The sequence below is a fragment of the Streptosporangium becharense genome, from assembly GCF_014204985.1.
GTDB classification, from domain to species: domain Bacteria; phylum Actinomycetota; class Actinomycetes; order Streptosporangiales; family Streptosporangiaceae; genus Streptosporangium; species Streptosporangium becharense.
The window spans coordinates 1,371,167-1,389,288 of record NZ_JACHMP010000001.1 but is presented as its reverse complement, the minus strand read 5'-3'; the positions used below and the strand labels follow the sequence as shown (position 1 = coordinate 1,389,288).

Below are 18,122 nucleotides of genomic sequence, written 5' to 3'. Positions count from 1 at the left end.
CCGTTCCGCGGTTCCGGAAGGCGCGGTTTCCGACTGTAAAGGGTGGGCTCCGGCGTGAGAAGCCCCGATCACCGCAGTGAATTCGTCACCCGGGAATAGGGGGACGGGAGGCGCCGGTAGGGGGTTGATGGCGTCTATGGCCCGTGTGAGTCTTCTCCCCAACGGTCAGCCATCCATCTACTCCCGCCGGCTGGCTTCGCCACGAAGGGCTTTTCCATGAAAGGCATCATTCTCGCGGGCGGTCACGGCACGAGGCTATATCCGCTGACGCTTGCCGTCTCCAAGCAGCTTCTGCCCGTCAACGACAAACCGATGATCTATTATCCGCTGTCGGCGCTCATGCTCGCCGGCATCAGGGACATCCTGGTCATCTCCACGCCCACCGACCTGCCTCAGATCGCCCGCCTGCTGCGGGACGGATCGCATCTCGGTCTCACCATCAGCTACGCCCAGCAGGACGAGCCGAGGGGCCTGGCGGACGCGTTCATCGTCGGAGCGGACCACATCGGCGGCGACACGGTGGCCCTGGTGCTCGGGGACAACATCTTCCACGGGCACTCCTTCTACGACATCCTCCAGGAGAACGTCACGGACGTGGACGGGTGTGTGCTGTTCGGCTACCCGGTCAGCGATCCCGAGCGCTACGGCATCGGGGAGACGGACGCCGAGGGCAGGCTGCTGTCCATCGAGGAGAAGCCCGAGCGGCCGCGGTCCAACCGCGCCATCGTCGGCCTGTACCTCTACGACAACGACGTGATCGACATCGCCAAGAACCTCAGGCCGTCCCCCCGGGGCGAACTGGAGATCACCGACGTCAACCGGACCTACCTCGACCGGGGCAAGGCCCGGCTGTACGACCTGGGCAGGGGGTTCGCCTGGCTGGACGCCGGGACCCCGGAGTCCATCCTCCAGGCCAGCCAGTACGTGCAGGTGCTGGAGCACCGGCAGGGTGTGCGCATCGCGTGCGTCGAGGAGATCGCCCTGCGCATGGGCTTCATCGACGCGGAGGCCTGCGACAGGCTGGGGGCCGAACTCGCCGCCTCCAGCTACGGGCGGTACGTGCGCGCGGTCGCCGCGGAGTTCGGCTGAACCACCGGCACCGGGCGGTGGCCGGCCCGGGAACACGGATCACATCAGGTGAGAACACCGATCGGAGGTATTCCAGGTGCATGTTTCCACCGGTCCGGCCGACGGCGCCCCAGGCGCCGGGACGGAAAGCCGTATTCATCCCGGATTTGTTTCCCCGGCGTCCGACCGGGCGGATGTCGACGTCATACTCGAGGGCGGCCCGGCCGATATTCCGCGTACGCTCCGCGTCGACGGGGTGATGGCCGCGGGGGGAAAGATAAAGATTCCCCGTAACAATGGCTACGAGCACTTCGAGTGGCATGAGGAGTCGCCGGGGGCCGACGGCCGGGAACCGTTGCTCTTCCGGTGGACGACCCGCACGAGAATCGCCGAATGACGGGCCCGGCCGGACCGCCCTCTCCCCGCTACCCGACCATCCCGCCCACCGGGTCCGCCCCCCTGCCGCAGGGTTCTCCCTCCCGGTGCTCGATCAGCACGGCGAGGCCGTCGAGGAGACGCCGCAGGCTGAACTCGAACCACTCGTCGATGTCGATCTGGTCGCCCTGCTCGGCGTAGAACCGGGACAGCATCGGGAACCGGCCGGATTCCAGGATCTCCCGGAGCATCGGCGTCTTCGACGCGCGCCACTGCGGTGTCGTGACGCCGGTGCGCCGCTCGGTCTCCGCCTCGTTCACCAGCATCAGCGCCGCGCCTTGCACCTGTGCGCTCACCATGGTGGCCACCCACTGCATCGTCCTGGAGTCCAGGCCCAGACCGTCCAGGGCTCGCATCGTCCACTCGACGTCGGTGAGCAGATTCGGCCCGAGGGGAGGGCGGGGCGTGGCGATGACCCGCAGCACCCAGGGGTGTCTGGAGTACATCGTCCACTCCCGCCGCGCGGCCGCCTCCAGCCTCGCGCGCCAGTTCCCGGGAACGGGAGCCGGGTATGCGTTCTCACCGAAGACGGCGTCCACCATCAGCTCGATCAGCGCGTCCTTGCCCAGCACGTAGCGGTACAGCGACATCGTGCCCGCACCGAGCTCGGTCGCGACCCGGCGCATGGACAGCGCGTCCAGTCCTTCGGCGTCGGCGATGCGGATCGCGGCGCGTACGATCCGCTCGGTGCTCAACCCGCTCCGGAGTTCGGAGCCCTCCGGCGTGGCCGCCGCGTGCTCGCCCGTCACGGGGCGGGCATCGCCGAGATCGTCGTAACCCGCGGACTCGCCGGTTCCGTCCGCGGACGGGAGAACGGTCCGGACGGCGGGCACCGCCGTCCGGGTGGCGGCCGGCTCGGCGGCGGGCGGCGCGACGCGTTCGGCGGCGCGGGACCGGTACGCCCGCGCCTGGCACGCCCGCGAACAGTACCGGGGGCGCCGCCCCCGGGGCGCGGCCTGCAACGGCTTTCCACACTGTGCGCACATCAACATGGGTCCCTCGCTCGGCTCTGTCTCACCAGGCTGTGCGTGACGAAACTCTAACACATGTGTTCTGTGACGTAATTGGGAGCCGGCGTGTGACGTTAATGTACGCCGGACGGCTGCGGATGGATTGACTCCCCCTTGTTTCCTGGGATTTCCCGGGGAAACCGGGAGGTGTCCCGGACGGGTGGGCGTTGTGCGTCCCGCAGGAGTGTGCGTACGATGTATGCACCTTCATGCGTACAAAGTACTTGAGGAGTGAGACCGTGGTACGAGACGTGACGACGGCCGGACGGAAGGAGTGGCTCGGGCTCGCCGTGCTGGTCCTGCCTGTCTTGCTCATCTCGGTGACGGTGACAGTGCTGTACTTCGCACTGCCCTTCCTGAGCGCCGACCTGTCCCCCACCGGGTCGCAGCTGTTGTGGATCGTCGACATCTACGCCTTCCTGCTGGCCGGCCTGCTGATCACGATGGGCACCCTGGGCGACCGGATCGGCCGCCGCAAGCTGCTGCTGCTCGGCGCCACGGCGTTCGGGATCACCTCGGTCATCGCCGCGTACGCACCCAACGCCGACCTGCTCATCGCGGCCCGCGCTCTGCAGGGAGCCGCGGCCGCGAGCCTGATGCCGCCCACCCTCGCGCTGATCCGCAACATGTTCCACGACCAGCGGCAGCGCCGGATGGCCATCGCCCTGTGGGCGGCGAGTTTCGCCGGCGGAAGCGTGCTCGGGCCGATCGTGGGCGGCTGGCTGCTGGAGCACTTCTGGTGGGGTTCGGTCTTCCTGATCAACGTTCCCGTCATGTTGCTGCTGCTGGTGCTGGGGCCGATCCTGCTGCCCGAGTACCGTGACCCCGACCCCGGCAGGTTCGACCTGCTCAGTGCCGTACTGTCGCTGGCGGCGGTGCTGCCGATCGTCTACGGGGTCAAGCAGTTCGCCGCCGACGACTTCGGCGCCGTGTCGGTGCTGAGCGTCGTCGCCGGACTGCTGATCGGGGCCGCGTTCCTGAACAGGCAGCGCAAGCTGCCCGACCCGATGCTCGACCTGCGGCTGTTCGCCGGTCGCGGCTTCACCATGTCGCTGATCACGAGCACGCTCGCGATCTTCGCGCTGGTCGGCCTGTTCTACTTCATCGCGCAGTACCTGCAGATGGTGCTGGGGCTGCGGCCGTTCGTCGCGGGGCTGCTGACGCTGCCGGCGGCCGGTATGGCCCTGGTCGGCTCGATCCTGGCCGCCGCGCTGGCCCAGCGGGTCCGTCCCGGGCACATCATGGGCGGCGGCATGGCGCTCGGCGCCGCGGGCTTCCTGGCGATGAGCCAGGTCGACGTCGACTCCGAGCGGTGGGTGCTGATCGTCGGCCTGGTCCTGCTGGGAGCGGGGATCGGCGCGGTGCAGGCGCTGGCCTCCGACATGATCGTCGCGGTCGCCCCGCCGGAGCGCGCCGGTTCGGCCTCCGCCGTCCTGGAGGCCGCGACCGAGCTCGGCGGTGCGCTCGGCATCGCCATCCTGGGCAGCGTCGGCCTCGCCGTCTACCGCGACGAGTTCACCACGGCGGCCCCGGCCGAACTGTCCCCCGAGGACGCCGAGGCGGCCCGCGAGACCCTGGGCGGCGCGGTCGGGGTGGCCGGCCGGCTGCCGGAACAGGCCGGGGCGGAGCTGCTCGACGTCGCACGGGCGGCGTTCACCGGGGGTATGCAGGTCGCCGCGCTCATGGGCACGGTCCTCATGGCGGCGACGGCCGTACTGGCCACGATCCTTCTCCGGAAGGTGCGGGTGGACGCCTCCACCGCGGACGCCCGCACCGAGTGAACCGCTCGCCGCCCGCGTACCCCCGGTCGTCCCCCACCGGCGGCGGACGCGGGCGGCGAGCCGGTTCCACCCCGGACGGGGTGCGCCTGCACCGGGCCGCCCCCGGCGGGGACGTCGCGCCGGGGCGGCCGGCGTCACATCTGGGAGAACTGCGCGGGCAGGTCCCTGCGGCCCCGCACGTTGAGCTTGCGGTAGATGCGGGTCAGGTGCTGCTCCACCGTGCTGACGGTGATGTAGATCTTCCTGGAGATCTCGCGGTTGGTGTAGCCCAGGGCGGCGAGCGAGGCCACGCGCTGCTCGGCGTCGCTGAGCACGCTGATCGCCTCCGGGCCGCCACCGCTCTCGCCGCCGTCGGTGCTGTGCCGCACGGCCTGCCGCAGCGGTTCGGCCCGGCACTCGCCGGCCACGCTGTCGGCCCGGTAGCCGATCATCCGTGCCTTGTTGGGCTCGCCCAGCTCGTTGAGCGTGTGGGTGAGGTCCACCAGCGCGTAGGCCATCTCCAGGCGGTCTCCCGCGGTCTGGAGCATGTCGATCGCCTCGCGGAGCAGCGGGGGCCGCTGCCGCAGGTCGCTGGCCGCGGCGAGCAGGCGCTGCGCGATGCCCCGGATCCGCAGCGAGTCGCCGCTCGCCAGGTCGTAGGGCTGCTCCAGGAGCGCGCGTGCCTGCTCCTGCTGACCCATCTGGAGCAGCGCGGCGGCGGCACCGTGACGCCAGGGCACGAGCGTGGGGGTGTCCAGCTCCCAGTCGCGCATCAGCCGCCCGCAGTCGGAGAAGTCGCTGAGCGCGGCGTGCGCCTGGTCGGTCGCCAGATGGTAACGGGCCCGCGCCTGCAGGTAGTACAGCCCGAACCGGGTCTCGAAGATCGTGTCCGGGACCGGCTGCCTGAGGTACTGCGCGGCGACGTCGTACTTGCCCATCTCCGTGGTGGCGCTCACCAGCGCGGCCAGCGGCAACCCGATGCGGACGCCCAGGCTGCGCGGCGGCAGGATGTCCAGCGCCGTGCGGGCGTACTTCTCGGCCGCCACCAGGTCACCCTGGCGGATGGCGATGCTCGCGCGCAGGGAGGCGAACAGGGCACGCCAGGTGGGGGAGCGGCGCCGGACGGCCTCGGCGTACAGCACGTCGCACCAGGAGGCGGCCTTGTCCGTCCGATCCGCGTGTATCAGGGAGAACAGCGCCGACTCCGCGGCGTCCAGGTTCGCCTCGTCCAGGGTGGCGGAGCGCAGGACGCGCTCGGCGGCGTCGGCCGTGCCGGCGTCCGGGCCGTCGCGCAGCATGGAGGCCAGCAGCGTGGCCCCTGCTCCCCGCGGGTGCGAACCCGGGGCCGGGGTGTCCGCCCCGCCGGTGACGGTGCCCCCGCCGGCACGGGCGAGCACGGAGGGGTGCGTGCACGACAGCCAGCGGCGGACGGCGTCGAGCCGGGCGGCGGCGTCGTCCGCTCCCGGTTCGGCGGCCCGCCCGGCCATCCGCCCCAGCACCTCCACGGCCTCGTCGTGCTGCCCGTACCAGAGCAGGAACCTCAGCAGCGCGTACAGTCCGCGGAAGCTCAGCCGCTCCTCGCGGGCGGCATCGAGGAGCGGCTCGACGTGCCGGTTGGCGGCGGCCGGGTTGATGCGCCACTCCGCCTGCGCCAGCATCGTCGTGGTCCGCGTGCGCTGCCTGTCGTTGTCGGTCAGTTCGGCGGCGAGCCTGAGGCACTGCACCGCGAACTCGTGCCGGTCGTCCCGCAACGCCTGGTCGGCGGCCTCGCGCAGCTCGGCCAGTGCCCAGGGCTCCTGGAAGCGCTCGGCCTCGATGAGGTGCGCGGCGACCACCGTGGCCGCCGCACCCTCGGCGTGCAGGAGCTGCGCGGCCCGCCGGTGCATCTCCCGGCGTTGTGAGGGGTCGAGGTCGTCGAGCACCGCCGCCTGGGCCGCGGGGTGACGAAAACGCAGGGAGTCGAGGATCCCGACGGCGTCGAGGCAGTTCAGCGCCTGGTTGACGGTGGTCGTCCTGATGTCCAGTAATTCGGACAGCAGAATGGGAAGGGCGAATTCCCCGAGCACCGCGAGAGCGCGGGCGACCATCAGCATCGTCGGGTCGCTGCGGTGCAACAGAGCGCGGACCGACCGGGAGAAACCGTCGGACACGGCCGGTTCCCTGTCACCGGCGCCCGCGCCGCGGTGGTCGTCCATCAACGCCTTGACCAGCAGCGGGTTACCCCCGGTGATTCTGTGGAACGCCGGTCCGAGCGCGACCGCGGCGGCGTCGCCCATGGACGCGGAAACCATGCCCATGACGCCCTGGAAAGAGAGGGAGGTCAGCCCGATGCGCTCGTAATGGGGGTGGCGCATGAGGTCGATCTCGATAAGGGGGTCCATGCCCTGCGGGCCCTCGGCGGCGGTGAGGATGATGAATACGTTGGCGCTCTTCAGGCGGTGCACGAAATTGAGAAGAATCTGCCACGACAGCGAGTCGGCGTATTCGACGTCGTCCACCGTGATGAGGACGGTGTTTTTATTTGATATTTCAAGGATGACCGACCACAGGCCCTGGGTCGTGCGCAGCCACTCGGACTCCTGGGGCCGCGCACCCGACGCCCCTGCGCCGAGGGAGGCGTCCTCCACGAGCCTGGCCGCCCGGGAGGCGTGGTCGATGGAGAGCGCCGCGCTGTGGAAGAGCTGGCTCACCACGCCGAACGGCAGGTTCCGGTCCGCCTGGGAGCAGGTCGCGCTCAGCCAGGTGACCCCGGCCTCGGCCGCGCGGCGGCTGAAGGCGTACACGAGTTCGGTCTTCCCCGTCGCGGTGGGGCCGGTGATCGTCGCGACGCGACCCCTGCCCCTCCTGCACTCCGTGAGCAGATCTGTGAGATGCGTGATATCGGTATCCCGCTCAATTAACGTCATCGGGCTCCCCGTTCGCCCCTGCATGCCTAGATGAAAGGAGGTGGTGGAACGGCGGCGGCCGGCGGGCGAAAGGCGGGAGCTCCTTCTTCGCCTGCCTTCTCCTGCTGGCCGGGTCGAGATTTACGCTTCTCCGGAAGGGTCTTGCCGGAGGACGGCGGCTCTCCCGGGTTTCATCACGTCGCAGCGTGTTATTTCATCATTCCTCTGTACGTAGTTTCATCACGATGTCGTGTATATGGTGCGGAAGCGACTTCGTATACGCTCCTGCGGGATCATCTCCATGATCTGTCAAAAATGCAAACCCCCTATTCACCCTTATGGAGTCCCGGGATTTAGGGGGGCTTGGCGTACGGCGCCGCTGGATCGTCGCAGGTAGCTCGGAATATCGTGGTCCGCGTCGGCGGTGGAATATCGCCTTAATGTGATCGCGAGGAGACGTTGGGTAACGGGTTCTTCCGGGTTAAATGTACGTGACATGTTTGACAGAACTTAATTCTGGACCAGTTCGACAAATGTACTGGCCGCATATGTTGTTTAAGATGTCCGAAATCGGGGCGCGCGGTGCCGGACGGAAGGCCGTGGACGTCCCGGTGAACCAGAAGGAAACGGATCTCATGAATGAGCTCAACGACGTCGATGCCTGGATCCGGCGTTTCCCCCAGTCCGGCGGTCACGCCGGGGCGTCCGCGGTGCTGGCCTGCTTCCCGCACGCCGGAGGTTCGGCCAGTTTCTACCTGCCGGTCTCGCGCCTGGCCCCGTCCTCGGTCGAGGTCGTCGCGGTGCAGTACCCGGGCCGGCAGGACCGGCGCGCGGAGCGGTGCGTCGACGACATCGGCGAGCTGGCCGACCGGATCGCGGAGGCGCTGCGGCCGTGGACCGGGCGCCCGCTGAGCCTCTTCGGGCACAGCATGGGGGCGACCGTCGCCTTCGAGGTGGCCCGCCGGCTGGAGGCCTCGGGAACCGCGCCGTTGGCCCTGTTCGCCTCCGGCCGCCGGGCCCCGTCGATCCACCGTGAGGGGCGGGTGCACCTGCGGACCGACGAGGGGCTCCTGGCCGAGCTGCGCGGGCTCGGCGGGACGGCCTCGGCGGTGCTCGGCGACGAGGAGTTCATGCGGGCCGTGCTGCCCATGCTCAGGAGCGACTACCGGGCCATCGAGACCTACCGCTACCGGCCCGGGCCGAAGCTGTCGTGCCCGATCACGGCCTTCGCCGGCGCGGACGACCCCAAGGCCCGCCCGGAGGAGGTGGGGGCCTGGCGCGACCACACCGAGGCGGGGTTCGAGATGCGGACCTTCCCCGGCGGTCACTTCTACCTCGCCGACCACGCCGCCGAGATCGTGAACCTCGTCGCGGCCCGGATCTCCTCGGCCCTGGACGCGCTCCGCGCCTCCTCGGCCGGCACCTCCCGAGCGTAATTCGTACACCATCTCGATCGTGACGAAACAGCGTGGCCCCGCGTTGAAAACCCCCGGCGGCGCGTCGAAAACGTCCGGCGGCACACCGCAGGGGCCCGGGACGGCGGGAACGGTGCCCCGGGACGACCCCGAAGACGCGTGAACGGTCCCGGACCGGGTCCGGGACCGTTCGGAGAAGCCCCCGCCGCGCACCCGCCGGACGTCCGGCGGATGCGCGGGCGTCCGGGAGCGGGCGTTCAGGGGCGGCGGATGCTCGCAAGCAGCGGGCGTTCAGGAGCGTTCAGGAGTAGGAGTGGAAGCCCCGCCCGGTCTTCCTGCCGAGAAGACCGCCCTCGACCATGCGCAGCAGCATCGGCGGGGGAGAGTACTGCGGATCCTTGAACTCCTCGTACAGGGCCACGGCGATGGAGGCCACCGTGTCCAGCCCGATCAGGTCGGCGAGCTTGAGCGGCCCCATCGGGTGGGAGCAGCCCAGCACCATCCCCTGGTCGATGACGTCGGCGGTGGCGAAGCCCGTCTCCACCATCCGGATCGCCGCCAGCAGGTACGGGATGAGCAGCGCGTTGACCACGAAGCCCGCGCGGTCGGGTGAATGGATCACCTGCTTGCCGAGCGTCACGGCGACGAACGCCTCCGCCCGGACCCGGGTCTCGTCCTCGGTCAGCAGCGAGCCGATCAGCTCCACCAGGGGCAGCACCGGGACCGGGTTGAAGAAGTGCACGCCGATCACCTGGCCGGGCCGCCCGGTGGCGCGCGCCATCCTGATGATCGGGATGGACGAGGTGTTCGACGCCAGGATCGCGGCGGGATCCTCCACGATCTTGTCCAGCGCGCCGAACACGTCGAGCTTGACCGACTCGTTCTCCGGGGCGGTCTCGAAGACGATCTGCCGGTCGGCGAGGTCGCCCAGGTCGGTGGTGAACGAGACCCGCTCCAGGGCCCCGTCCCGCTCCGCCTCGGTGATCACCGCCTTGCGCAGGCCGTAGTCGAGCGACTTCGACAGCCGCCGGCGGCCCCGGGCCGCCGACGCCTCACCGGACACCGCGACCCGCACCTCCAGCCCGGCGCGGGCGCACACGTCGGCGATGCCCGACCCCATGACACCGCATCCGACGATGCCGACCCTCCGGATCTCGCTCATCTCGCCTCCCCGGACGCCGCCGCCGACCAGCGGAGCAGGGCCGCACCCACCGCCATGCCGCCGCCGAACCCGGCGAGCAGCACCAGGTCGCCGTCCCCGATCATGCCCGTCCGGCCGGCCTCGTCCAGTGTCACCGGCACCGAGGCGCTGCCCACGTTGCCGTACCTCTCCAGCGTGCGCGCGGTGCGGGCGCCGGTGAGCCCGGCCTGCTCGACCAGCTGGCCCAGCAGCACCCCGTTGGGCTGGTGCGGGACGAACACGTCGACCTGGTCGAGCCGGTGTCCGGCCCTCCGCACCAGTCTCTCCAGCACCGGTGAAACGTTCTCCATCACGAAGTCCCTCACCCCGCGGCCGTCCATCCTGAAGTAGTGGTCACCGGCCGCGACGGTCTCGTACGAGGCCGGCAGCCGGCTGCCGCCGGCCCTGACGCCGATGAGCCCGCTCGCCTCACCCCGGCTGGACAGGTCGCAGGCGATGATCCCGTACGGTTCCGGCACCGTGCCGACCACCGCGGCACCGGCACCGTCGCCGAAGAGCACCGCGGTGCGCCGGTCGGTGGGATCGAGGATCCGCGAGTAGACGTCCGCTCCCACCACGAGCGCGCACGTGTCCGGGCGGAGCGCGATCAGGGACCGGGCCAGCTCCAGGGCGTACACGAACCCGCTGCACACGACGTTGACGTCGAAGCAGGCGGCACCGTGGACGCCGAGCGCGTCCTGCACCAGGTAGGAGGTGGGCGGCTGCGGGGAGTCACCGGTCGAGGTGGCGACGATGACGTAACCGATCCGGTCGGCGCCGACGCCGCTCCGCCGCAGGGCGTCGGCCGCGGCCCGCGCCGCGAGGTCCGAGGTGGCCTCGTCCGGTGCGGCGCGGCGCCGGAAGGCGATCTGGGTCTTGCGCAGGATCCACTCCGCGGTGACCCCCGCCCGCTCCGCGACCTCCTCGTTGCCGACCTCCTCCTTCGGCAGGTACGAGCCGGTCGCGAGGATCCCGACGGTTGGTGTGGCCACCGCCGGTTACGCCTTCCTGGCGGAGACGAGGTCGCCGTGCCCGTTCGCGAGCGCGCCCGGAGCCGGGGCGGCCGGGAAGCCCGGGCCGCGCAGCGGGTTCAGCCGCTCCTCGCCGATCCTCGCGCGCAACCCCGGATCGGTGACGCCCAGGCCGGCCTCGGGAGCCATGCACAGCACCCCGACTTTGCCGAGGTGCCCGTTGGTCTGCACCAGCCGGGTGGCCTCGGCGACCTCCGCGAGCGGGTAGACCGTCGACAGGGTCGGCACCAGCATGCCCAGGTCGAACAGGCGCAGGCACTCCCACAGCTCCTGAAGGTTCGCCGCGTGGCTGCCGACGATGCGCTTGAGGTTCATCCACAGGTAGCGGTTGTCGAAGTGGTGCTGGTAGCCCGTGCTGGAACCGCAGGTGACGACCACGCCGCCGCGCCGGGCGACGAACACCGAGATCCCGAACGTCGCCTGGCCGATGTAGTCGAAGACGATGTGCGGGTCACCGCCCGCCCGCTCCCGGATGACCTTCCCCAGACGCCTGCCCAGCTCGATCGTCCGCTCCGGGCTCGGCGGGCCGTCCTCGCCCATCCCGATCTCGTTGCGGTTGATGACGATGTCGCAGCCGAGCCGCTCCAGTGCCCTGGCCTTCGTCTCGGAGCCGACCACCCCGACCGGGATGCCGCCGCCGTTCTTGACCATCTGCACGGCGAACGCGCCGAGCCCGCCGGTCGCCCCCCAGATCAGCACGATGTCGCCCTGCTTCATGCACGCGCCTTGGCGGCTGACCAGCATGCGGTAGGCCGTCCCCGCGCACAGCGTGATACAGGCGGCCTCCTCCCAGGTCAGGTGGGCGGGCTTGGGGACCAGCTGGCTGGCGCGCACCACCGTGTACTCGGCCAGCCCGCCGAAGTTCGTCTCGAAGCCCCAGACGCGCTGCTCGGCGCCGAGCATGCCGTCGCCGTGCGTACCCGGTTCCTGGTCGTCGACCTGGACCGGGCTCATCACGACGTGATCGCCCACCCGCCAGCGGCGCACCCCGCTGCCGACCCGGACGATCACCCCGGCGCCGTCGGAGCCCAGGACGTGGTACGGCAGGTCGTGCCGGCCCGCGAACCCGCCCGTGGCGCCGAACCGCTTCAAGAAGGAGAACGTCGGCAACGGCTCGAAGATCGCCGACCAGACGGTGTTGTAGTTGATCGAGCTGGCCATCACCGCGACCAGGACCTCGTCCGGGGCCAGCTCGGGCATCGGCACCGCGCCGACGCGCAACGACTTGCGCACGTCCTTGTCGTCGATGCCGGTGAACATCTCGACGTCCTCCACCCGCAGGTGGGCGGCGACGTACTCCTCGGGAAGCGGGGTCCGCGCCAGCTGCTCGGGGGTCGCCCCGCCGAGCAGCGCTTCGGCCATGGGGTCCATGTGAGTCCTTCCTTCGTCGGGGGACGGGCCCGGCCACGCGGCGGGGCGGCCCTCCGGAGGCGGTCAGAGAGGGATGTTTCCGTGGCGGCCGCGGTCGGCCGGGGCGGCGGCGAGGGCCTCGGCGAGCCTGCGCCGGGTGTGCACCGGTTCGATGACCTCGTCGACGACGCCGATGGACATCGCCCGGCCGACTCCTCCGGCAGTGCGGGTGTGCTCCTCGACGAGCCGGAGCCGCAGCGCCTCCCGCTCGTCCTCGGGGGCGGCGGCGAGCCGCTTGCGGTGCAGCACGCCGACGGCGGCCTCGGCGCTCATCACCGCGATCCGCGCCTGGGGCCAGGCGAACACCGCGGTCGCCCCCAGGGAACGGGAGTTCATCGCGATGTACGCGCCGCCGTACGACTGGCGGGTGACCAGCGTGACCCGGGGGACGACGGCCTCGGCGAAGGCGTGCAGGAGCTTCGCCCCGCGCCGGATCACCCCGCCCCACTCCTGCCCGACGCCGGGCAGGTAGCCGGGCACGTCGACGATCACCACCAGCGGCACGCCGAACGCATCGCACATGCGGACGAACCTGGACGCCTTCTCCGCGCTCAGTGAGTCCAGGCAGCCGCCCTTGCGCAACGGGTTGTTGGCGACCACGCCGACGCTCGCCCCGGCCAGCCGGCCGAGACCGACGACCACGTTGGCCGCCCAGCCGGGCTGCATCTCCACGAACGGCGCGTCGCCGTCGAGGATCTCGCGCACCAGTGGCCGCACGTCGTAGGCCCGCCGGGGGTTGTCCGGCAGCAGTGCCCGCAGGTCGGAGCCCTCACCCACCGCGCCGGGGTCGACGACCGACCTGCGGGCGAGCAGCTCGGTCGTCGCGCGCGCACGCTCGTAGGCCTCCTCCTCGGAGCCGACCACCACGTGCGCCACCCCCGACTTGCGGCCGTGCGCGACGACGCCGCCGAGGGACTCCATGTCGATCTGCTCGCCGGTGACCGCGCGCACCACGTCGGGGCCGGTCACGAACATCCGGCCGGCCGACGCCATGATCACGACGTCGGTCAGCGCGGGCCCGTACGCCGCGGCGCCCGCCGCCGGCCCCAGGACGACCGACACCTGCGGCACCCGGCCCGAGGCGCGGGTCATCGCGGCGAACACCCTGCCCACGCCGTCCATCGACTCGACGCCGTCGGCCAGCCGTGCGCCGCCCGAGTGCCACAGGCCGATCACCGGCAGGCCCTCCCGCAGGGCCGTGTCAATGGCGTCCACCATCCTGCGGGAGCCCGCGGCGCCCATCGCACCGCCCATGTCGGTGGCGTCGGTGCAGTAGGCGATCACATTGAGGCCCGCGACACGGCCGCGCACGGCGGAGACGCCGCTGTCGTCCCGCTCGTGCAGCGGCACCACTGAGCCGGGGTCGAGCAGGCGGGCCAGACGCACGGCCGGCGTGCGCGGGTCGAGCCCGCTCTCCGACTCGGTGCTCGGGTAGCCGACGGTCAACGCCATCATCCATTCCCAGGAAAAATAGATACGGTACGGGGCGTATTTCCGTGCACGTGGGGCACCCCCAGGAAAGTCGGTTAAGGGAGCGGCCGTTCGACGACGGCCGGGAAACGTTCGGGGTCACGGGGCAGAAATCCGCCGTGTTCTACCCGGCCCGTGCCCGAAACGCTATATGCCGGCGATGCGCGCACCAACCCTTATCGCACCCCTAGTGGATTTCCTGTCCGCGTTCCCGCCGCCGGCCGGACGGGTACCGCGAGGTCACCGGGGCCGCCCCCGCCGTTAAGGGGCGGCTAGGGGTTGTCCGGAGGCGGACCGCCGACCAGCATGAGCGATGTCGGCGGGAAGCGACCGCCGGGCGCCGTCCCGCCGGGCCGGTGAGACGCCCGCCGGATCCGTCCCGGCGGCGGACCGGCGACGGCGGGAAGACGACGTGAAGGGGTGGGAACGCGCCTTCCGGAAAGGCGGCGTGAGGCGGCGGACACTTTATCGGCAGGACGTGCCGAACCGAGTGCGCTCGCGCGCGCTTTTCCCGGCTTCTTTCCCGGTTGTTTTCCCGGAGGTGCGATTCCGCGCGTTTTCCGCCGGGAAGGCGCCCGCCGGTCGCACCGGTCGGTTTCCTGGAAGCGGTTCCCCGGCAGACGACAGATCCCCAGAAAGGTTTCGGACATGCAGATCCACCAGCTCGCGGTGGACGGCTCGTACCTGGTCACCCCCAAGGTCTTCTCCGACGACCGGGGCCTGTTCCTGGAGACGTTCAGCCAGCCGGCGTTCCGCGAGGCGGTCGGCCACCCGCTCTCGGTCGCCCAGGTCAACTGCTCGGTCTCCCGGCGCGGGACGATCCGCGGCTTGCACGCCGCGGCCCTCCCCGGCCAGGCCCGCTACGTGACCTGCGCGCAGGGGGCCATCGTCGACATCCTCGTCGACATCCGGACCGGCTCGCCCACCTACGGCCGGCACGTCGCGGTGGAGCTGAGCGCCGACAACCGGCAGGCCCTGTACCTGGCCGAAGGACTCGCGCACGGCTTCGCGCCGCTGACGGAGCACGCCACGGTCGTCTACCTCTGCTCCAGCACCTGGTCCCCCGAGCGGGAGATCCAGATCGACCCGCTGGACCCGGAGCTCGCCCTGCCCTGGCCGACCGGGTACGAGCTGCTGCTGTCGGACAAGGACCGTGCCGCCCCCTCCCTGCGTGAGCTCGCCGAGCGCGGGCTGCTGCCCGCGTACGCCGACTGCAGGGCCCGTTACGCCGAACTCGCCGACCACGCCTTCACCGGATGACGACCCCGCGGACCGTTTGGAGCCGATCATGATCCCACTGTTCAGCGTGTCGATGTCCGCCGCCGCGCCCGCCGCGGCCGCCCGGGTCCTGGGCAGCGGCCGGATCGGCCAGGGCACCGAGGTCGATGAGTTCGAGCGGGAACTGGCGGGCAGGATCGGCAACCCCAGGGTGGCCACGGTCAACAGCGCCACCTCCGGGCTGCAGCTCGCCGTGCACATGGTCGCGGGCGGCCCCGCGTCCGCGGGTCACGCGCACGACCCCGAGGGCGAGGTGCTGTCCACGCCGCTGACCATGGAGGCCACCAACTGGGCGATCCTGGCCAACGGGCTGCGCATCCGCTGGGTCGACGTCGACCCGGCCACCCTCAACGTCGACCTCGACGACCTCGCCCGGAAGATCTCCCCCCGGACGCGCGCCATCATGGTGGTGCACTTCGCCGGTTACCCGGTCGACCTCGACCGCCTCGCCGCGATCCTGGACGAGGCCGAGGCCAGGTTCGGGTTCCGCCCGGCGGTGATCGAGGACTCCGCGCACGCCTGGGGTGCCACCTACCGCGGCACCCCGATCGGCACCCACGGCAACATCTGCGTCTTCAGCTTCCAGGCCATCAAGCACCTGACCAGCGGTGACGGCGGCGCGCTCGTGCTGCCCACCGACGAGCTGCACCGGCGAGCCCGGCTGCTGCGCTGGTTCGGCATCGACCGCACCGCCGACCGGCTGCGCAACCCCCCGGACGTGCCCGAGTGGGGCTTCAAGTTCCACATGAACGACATCAACGCCGCGATCGGCCGGGCCAACCTGGCCGAGGTCGACCGGGTGCTGGCCCGGCACCGAGACAACGCCGCCTTCTACGACCGCGAGCTCGCCGGGATCCCCGGCCTGGAGCTGACCGAGCGGGCCGGCGACCGCGAGTCGTCCTTCTGGATCTACCCGATGAAGGTCGAGGACCGTGAGTCGTTCATGAAGCGCATGGACGACGCCGGGATCATGGTCAGCAACGTGCACGAGCGCAACGACCTGCACACCTGCGTACGCGAGTACTCCGCGCTGCTGCCCAACCTCGAACGCGTCGCCCCGCGCGTCGTCTGCGTCCCCGTCGGCTCGTGGGTCACCGACGAGCAGCGCGAGCACGTCGTCGAGACGATCAGAAAGGGCTGGTGACGGCCCCCGCGGCGGTGACCGGCCGCACAGCGGGGGCCGGGCACGCAAGGGTGCCCGGCCCCCGGATCCGCCGCCCGACCGGACCCGCCCGCCCCGGATCCCGGCGGGCGGGTGCCCCAGCGACTCCGGCACGGGCGGCCGGCGCGCCGACCCGGTGAGGTAGGTTCACATGTCCATCACCCCCACCACCAAGGGGACCGTGCCCTTCGGCGAGCACAAGACCTGGTACCGGGTCACCGGCCACCCCGGCTCCGGGCGGCCGGCGCTGGTCGCCCTGCACGGGGGGCCCGGCAGCACCCACGACTACCTGGTCGGCCTGACCGCGCTCGCCGAGTCGGGCTGGCCGGTCGTCCTCTACGACCAGCTGGGCAACGGCGGCTCCACCCACCTGCCCGACGCGCCTGCGGACTTCTGGACGCCGCAGTTGTTCCTCGACGAGCTGGACAACCTGCTCGGCAGGCTCGGCGTCGCCGACGACTACGTGCTGTTCGGCCAGTCGTGGGGCGGTCTGCTGGCGGCCAAGCACGCCTCGGCCCGGCCCGCCGGGCTGCGCGGCCTCGTGGTCGCCAACGCCCCCGCCTCCTACCCGCTGTGGCTGCGGGAGATGCGGGTCCTGCGCGACCGGTTGCCGCCCGGGGTCGACGAGACGTTGCGCAGGCACGAGGCCGCGGGCACGACGGACTCCCGGGAGTACTTCGACGCCATGATGGTCTTCTACAACAGGCACGTCTGCACCCTCCAGCCGTGGCCGCGCGAGTTCATGGCCACGTTCATGGAGATCTACAACGACCCCACCGTCTACTACGCGATGAACGGGCCGAGCGAGTTCCACGTGATCGGCTCGCTGCGCGACTGGGGGGTGACCGACTGCCTGCCGGACATCGCGGTGCCGACCCTGCTGATCTCCGGCCGGCACGACGAGGCCACCCCCGCCACGGTGCAGCCCTACGCCGACCTGGTCCCGGACGTGCGCTGGGAGATCTTCGAGAACTCCAGCCACATACCGCACCTGGAGGAGCCGGAGCGCTTCACCGACGTCATGATCGATTTCCTCAAGAGTTTGGGATAGCCATATGGAGACCGGTGCCAACGCCCGCACGGCGATCGTCTTCCCCGGTATGGGGCCCACGCGCTTCGCCGACGTCGCCGCGTTCATGCTCGGCAACCCCTCCGCCCGGCGGCTGGTCGCCCGCGCGGACCGGGCGCTCGGCTACTCGCTGACCGACCACTTCCGCGACTCCGGCACCGACTACACGGAGGCGGCGCAGGTCGCCTTCATGGTCAACTGCCTGGCCCTGGCCGACTGGGCGGGGGAGGCGCTCGGCATCGAACCGCAGGTGTGCGCGGGTCCCAGCTTCGGCGGCAAGGCCGCCGCCGCCTACTCCGGCGCACTGCCGTTCGAGGACGCCGTGCGCATGACCGCCGCGCTGGCCCGCTGCACGGAGGACTACTTCAGCCGCGAGCACACCGACATCGTCACCCACTCCTTCGTGCGCGTCCCCGAGCCCCGGTTGCGCGAGCTGCTGGCGGAGCTGGAGGGCCAGGAGGAGTGGTACGACCTGTCCTGCCGCGTCGACCACGACTTCCACATGGTGTCGCTGCGGGAGGGAAAGGTCGACTGGCTGCAGGCCCGGGTCCGCTCGGCGGGCGGCCTCTCGCTCTACACGATGCGGCCCCCCATGCACTCGGCCGCCTTCGAGCCGCTCCGGCGGCGGGCCGCCGAGGAGGTCCTCGACGGCCTGGAGTTCGCCGACCCGAGGCTTCCGGTCGTCGACGACCACGACGGGACGGTGCTGACCACCGGGGAGGGCGTGCGGACGATGTTGCTGGACGGCTTCGTGCGGGCGCTGCGCTGGCCGGTGGTGGTGGAGACGCTGCTGCGGCTCGACGTGGCGCGTGTCTGCGTCGCCGGGCAGGACAGCCTGTTCGGCAGGGTCCCGGTCACCACGAAGAACTTCACGGTGGTCCCGGTGAACCCCCGGGTGGCGATGGCACCGCAGCCGGTCCGGTCGTCCGGCGTGTGAGCGGGACGGGAC

The 18,122-nt window shown here is 71.0% G+C and carries 14 protein-coding genes; 8 read left to right on the top strand and 6 right to left on the bottom strand.

The features are described from left to right. Window positions 1-216: 216 nt before the first annotated feature. Both rfbA and F4562_RS36625 read left to right on the top strand, forming a co-directional pair. Window positions 217-1,089, top strand: coding sequence for a glucose-1-phosphate thymidylyltransferase RfbA (rfbA, locus tag F4562_RS05860; RefSeq protein WP_184544046.1), 873 nt, complete (start codon window positions 217-219; stop codon window positions 1,087-1,089). A 76-nt stretch (window positions 1,090-1,165) separates the two neighbouring features. Further along, window positions 1,166-1,465 carry a DUF5988 family protein gene (locus tag F4562_RS36625; protein ID WP_221207384.1) on the top strand — a complete coding sequence of 100 codons (300 nt, stop codon included), beginning with the start codon at window positions 1,166-1,168 and terminating at the stop codon, window positions 1,463-1,465. A gap of 28 nt (window positions 1,466-1,493) precedes the next feature. On the opposite strand, the gene F4562_RS05855 is transcribed toward F4562_RS36625, so the two are convergent. Then, window positions 1,494-2,465 carry a TetR/AcrR family transcriptional regulator gene (locus F4562_RS05855; RefSeq protein ID WP_184544048.1) on the bottom strand — a complete coding sequence of 324 codons (972 nt, stop codon included), beginning with the start codon at window positions 2,463-2,465 and terminating at the stop codon, window positions 1,494-1,496. A 257-nt stretch (window positions 2,466-2,722) separates the two neighbouring features. Here F4562_RS05855 and F4562_RS05850 point away from each other — a divergent pair, with 257 nt between their 5' ends. Next, the gene (locus F4562_RS05850; RefSeq protein WP_184544050.1) at window positions 2,723-4,294 is read left to right on the top strand and encodes an MFS transporter; all 1,572 of its coding nucleotides are present in this window, start codon (window positions 2,723-2,725) and stop codon (window positions 4,292-4,294) included. A 134-nt stretch (window positions 4,295-4,428) separates the two neighbouring features. On the opposite strand, the gene F4562_RS05845 is transcribed toward F4562_RS05850, so the two are convergent. Continuing rightward, window positions 4,429-7,179, bottom strand: a complete 2,751-nt coding sequence (locus tag F4562_RS05845; protein WP_184544052.1) for a helix-turn-helix transcriptional regulator — start codon at window positions 7,177-7,179, stop codon at window positions 4,429-4,431. Window positions 7,180-7,793: 614 nt separating this feature from the next. Here F4562_RS05845 and F4562_RS05840 point away from each other — a divergent pair. Continuing rightward, window positions 7,794-8,594 carry a thioesterase II family protein gene (locus F4562_RS05840; RefSeq protein ID WP_184544054.1) on the top strand — a complete coding sequence of 267 codons (801 nt, stop codon included), beginning with the start codon at window positions 7,794-7,796 and terminating at the stop codon, window positions 8,592-8,594. 280 nt (window positions 8,595-8,874) lie between these two features. Here the strand turns inward: F4562_RS05840 and F4562_RS05835 are convergent, their stop codons facing one another. The 4 genes from F4562_RS05835 to F4562_RS05820 all read right to left on the bottom strand — a co-directional run bounded on the left by F4562_RS05835 (window position 8,875) and on the right by F4562_RS05820 (window position 13,649). Continuing rightward, window positions 8,875-9,735 (bottom strand): 3-hydroxybutyryl-CoA dehydrogenase, encoded by an 861-nt coding sequence (locus tag F4562_RS05835; RefSeq protein ID WP_184544056.1) that lies wholly within the window; start codon window positions 9,733-9,735, stop codon window positions 8,875-8,877. Beyond that, window positions 9,732-10,745 carry a 3-oxoacyl-ACP synthase III family protein gene (locus F4562_RS05830; RefSeq protein WP_184544058.1) on the bottom strand — a complete coding sequence of 338 codons (1,014 nt, stop codon included), beginning with the start codon at window positions 10,743-10,745 and terminating at the stop codon, window positions 9,732-9,734. Before F4562_RS05830 ends, F4562_RS05835 begins: the two co-directional genes overlap by 4 nt. A gap of 6 nt (window positions 10,746-10,751) precedes the next feature. Then, entirely contained in the window at window positions 10,752-12,155 is a 1,404-nt protein-coding gene (gene ccrA / locus F4562_RS05825; RefSeq protein WP_184544060.1) for a crotonyl-CoA carboxylase/reductase, read from the bottom strand. Between the two features lie 63 nt (window positions 12,156-12,218). Then, window positions 12,219-13,649, bottom strand: a complete 1,431-nt coding sequence (locus tag F4562_RS05820) for an acyl-CoA carboxylase subunit beta (protein ID WP_246473358.1) — start codon at window positions 13,647-13,649, stop codon at window positions 12,219-12,221. Between the two features lie 663 nt (window positions 13,650-14,312). Between F4562_RS05820 and rfbC the strand changes: the two genes are divergently transcribed. The 4 genes from rfbC to F4562_RS05800 all read left to right on the top strand — a co-directional run bounded on the left by rfbC (window position 14,313) and on the right by F4562_RS05800 (window position 18,110). After that, the gene (gene rfbC / locus F4562_RS05815) at window positions 14,313-14,924 is read left to right on the top strand and encodes a dTDP-4-dehydrorhamnose 3,5-epimerase (protein WP_184544064.1); all 612 of its coding nucleotides are present in this window, start codon (window positions 14,313-14,315) and stop codon (window positions 14,922-14,924) included. Window positions 14,925-14,952: 28 nt separating this feature from the next. Beyond that, complete coding sequence (locus F4562_RS05810) at window positions 14,953-16,086, top strand: DegT/DnrJ/EryC1/StrS family aminotransferase (RefSeq protein ID WP_184544066.1); 1,134 nt, start codon at window positions 14,953-14,955, stop codon at window positions 16,084-16,086. 169 nt (window positions 16,087-16,255) lie between these two features. Beyond that, complete coding sequence (locus tag F4562_RS05805) at window positions 16,256-17,155, top strand: proline iminopeptidase-family hydrolase (RefSeq protein WP_184544068.1); 900 nt, start codon at window positions 16,256-16,258, stop codon at window positions 17,153-17,155. Window positions 17,156-17,159: 4 nt separating this feature from the next. Next, window positions 17,160-18,110 carry an ACP S-malonyltransferase gene (locus F4562_RS05800; protein WP_184544070.1) on the top strand — a complete coding sequence of 317 codons (951 nt, stop codon included), beginning with the start codon at window positions 17,160-17,162 and terminating at the stop codon, window positions 18,108-18,110. Window positions 18,111-18,122 lie beyond the last annotated feature (12 nt).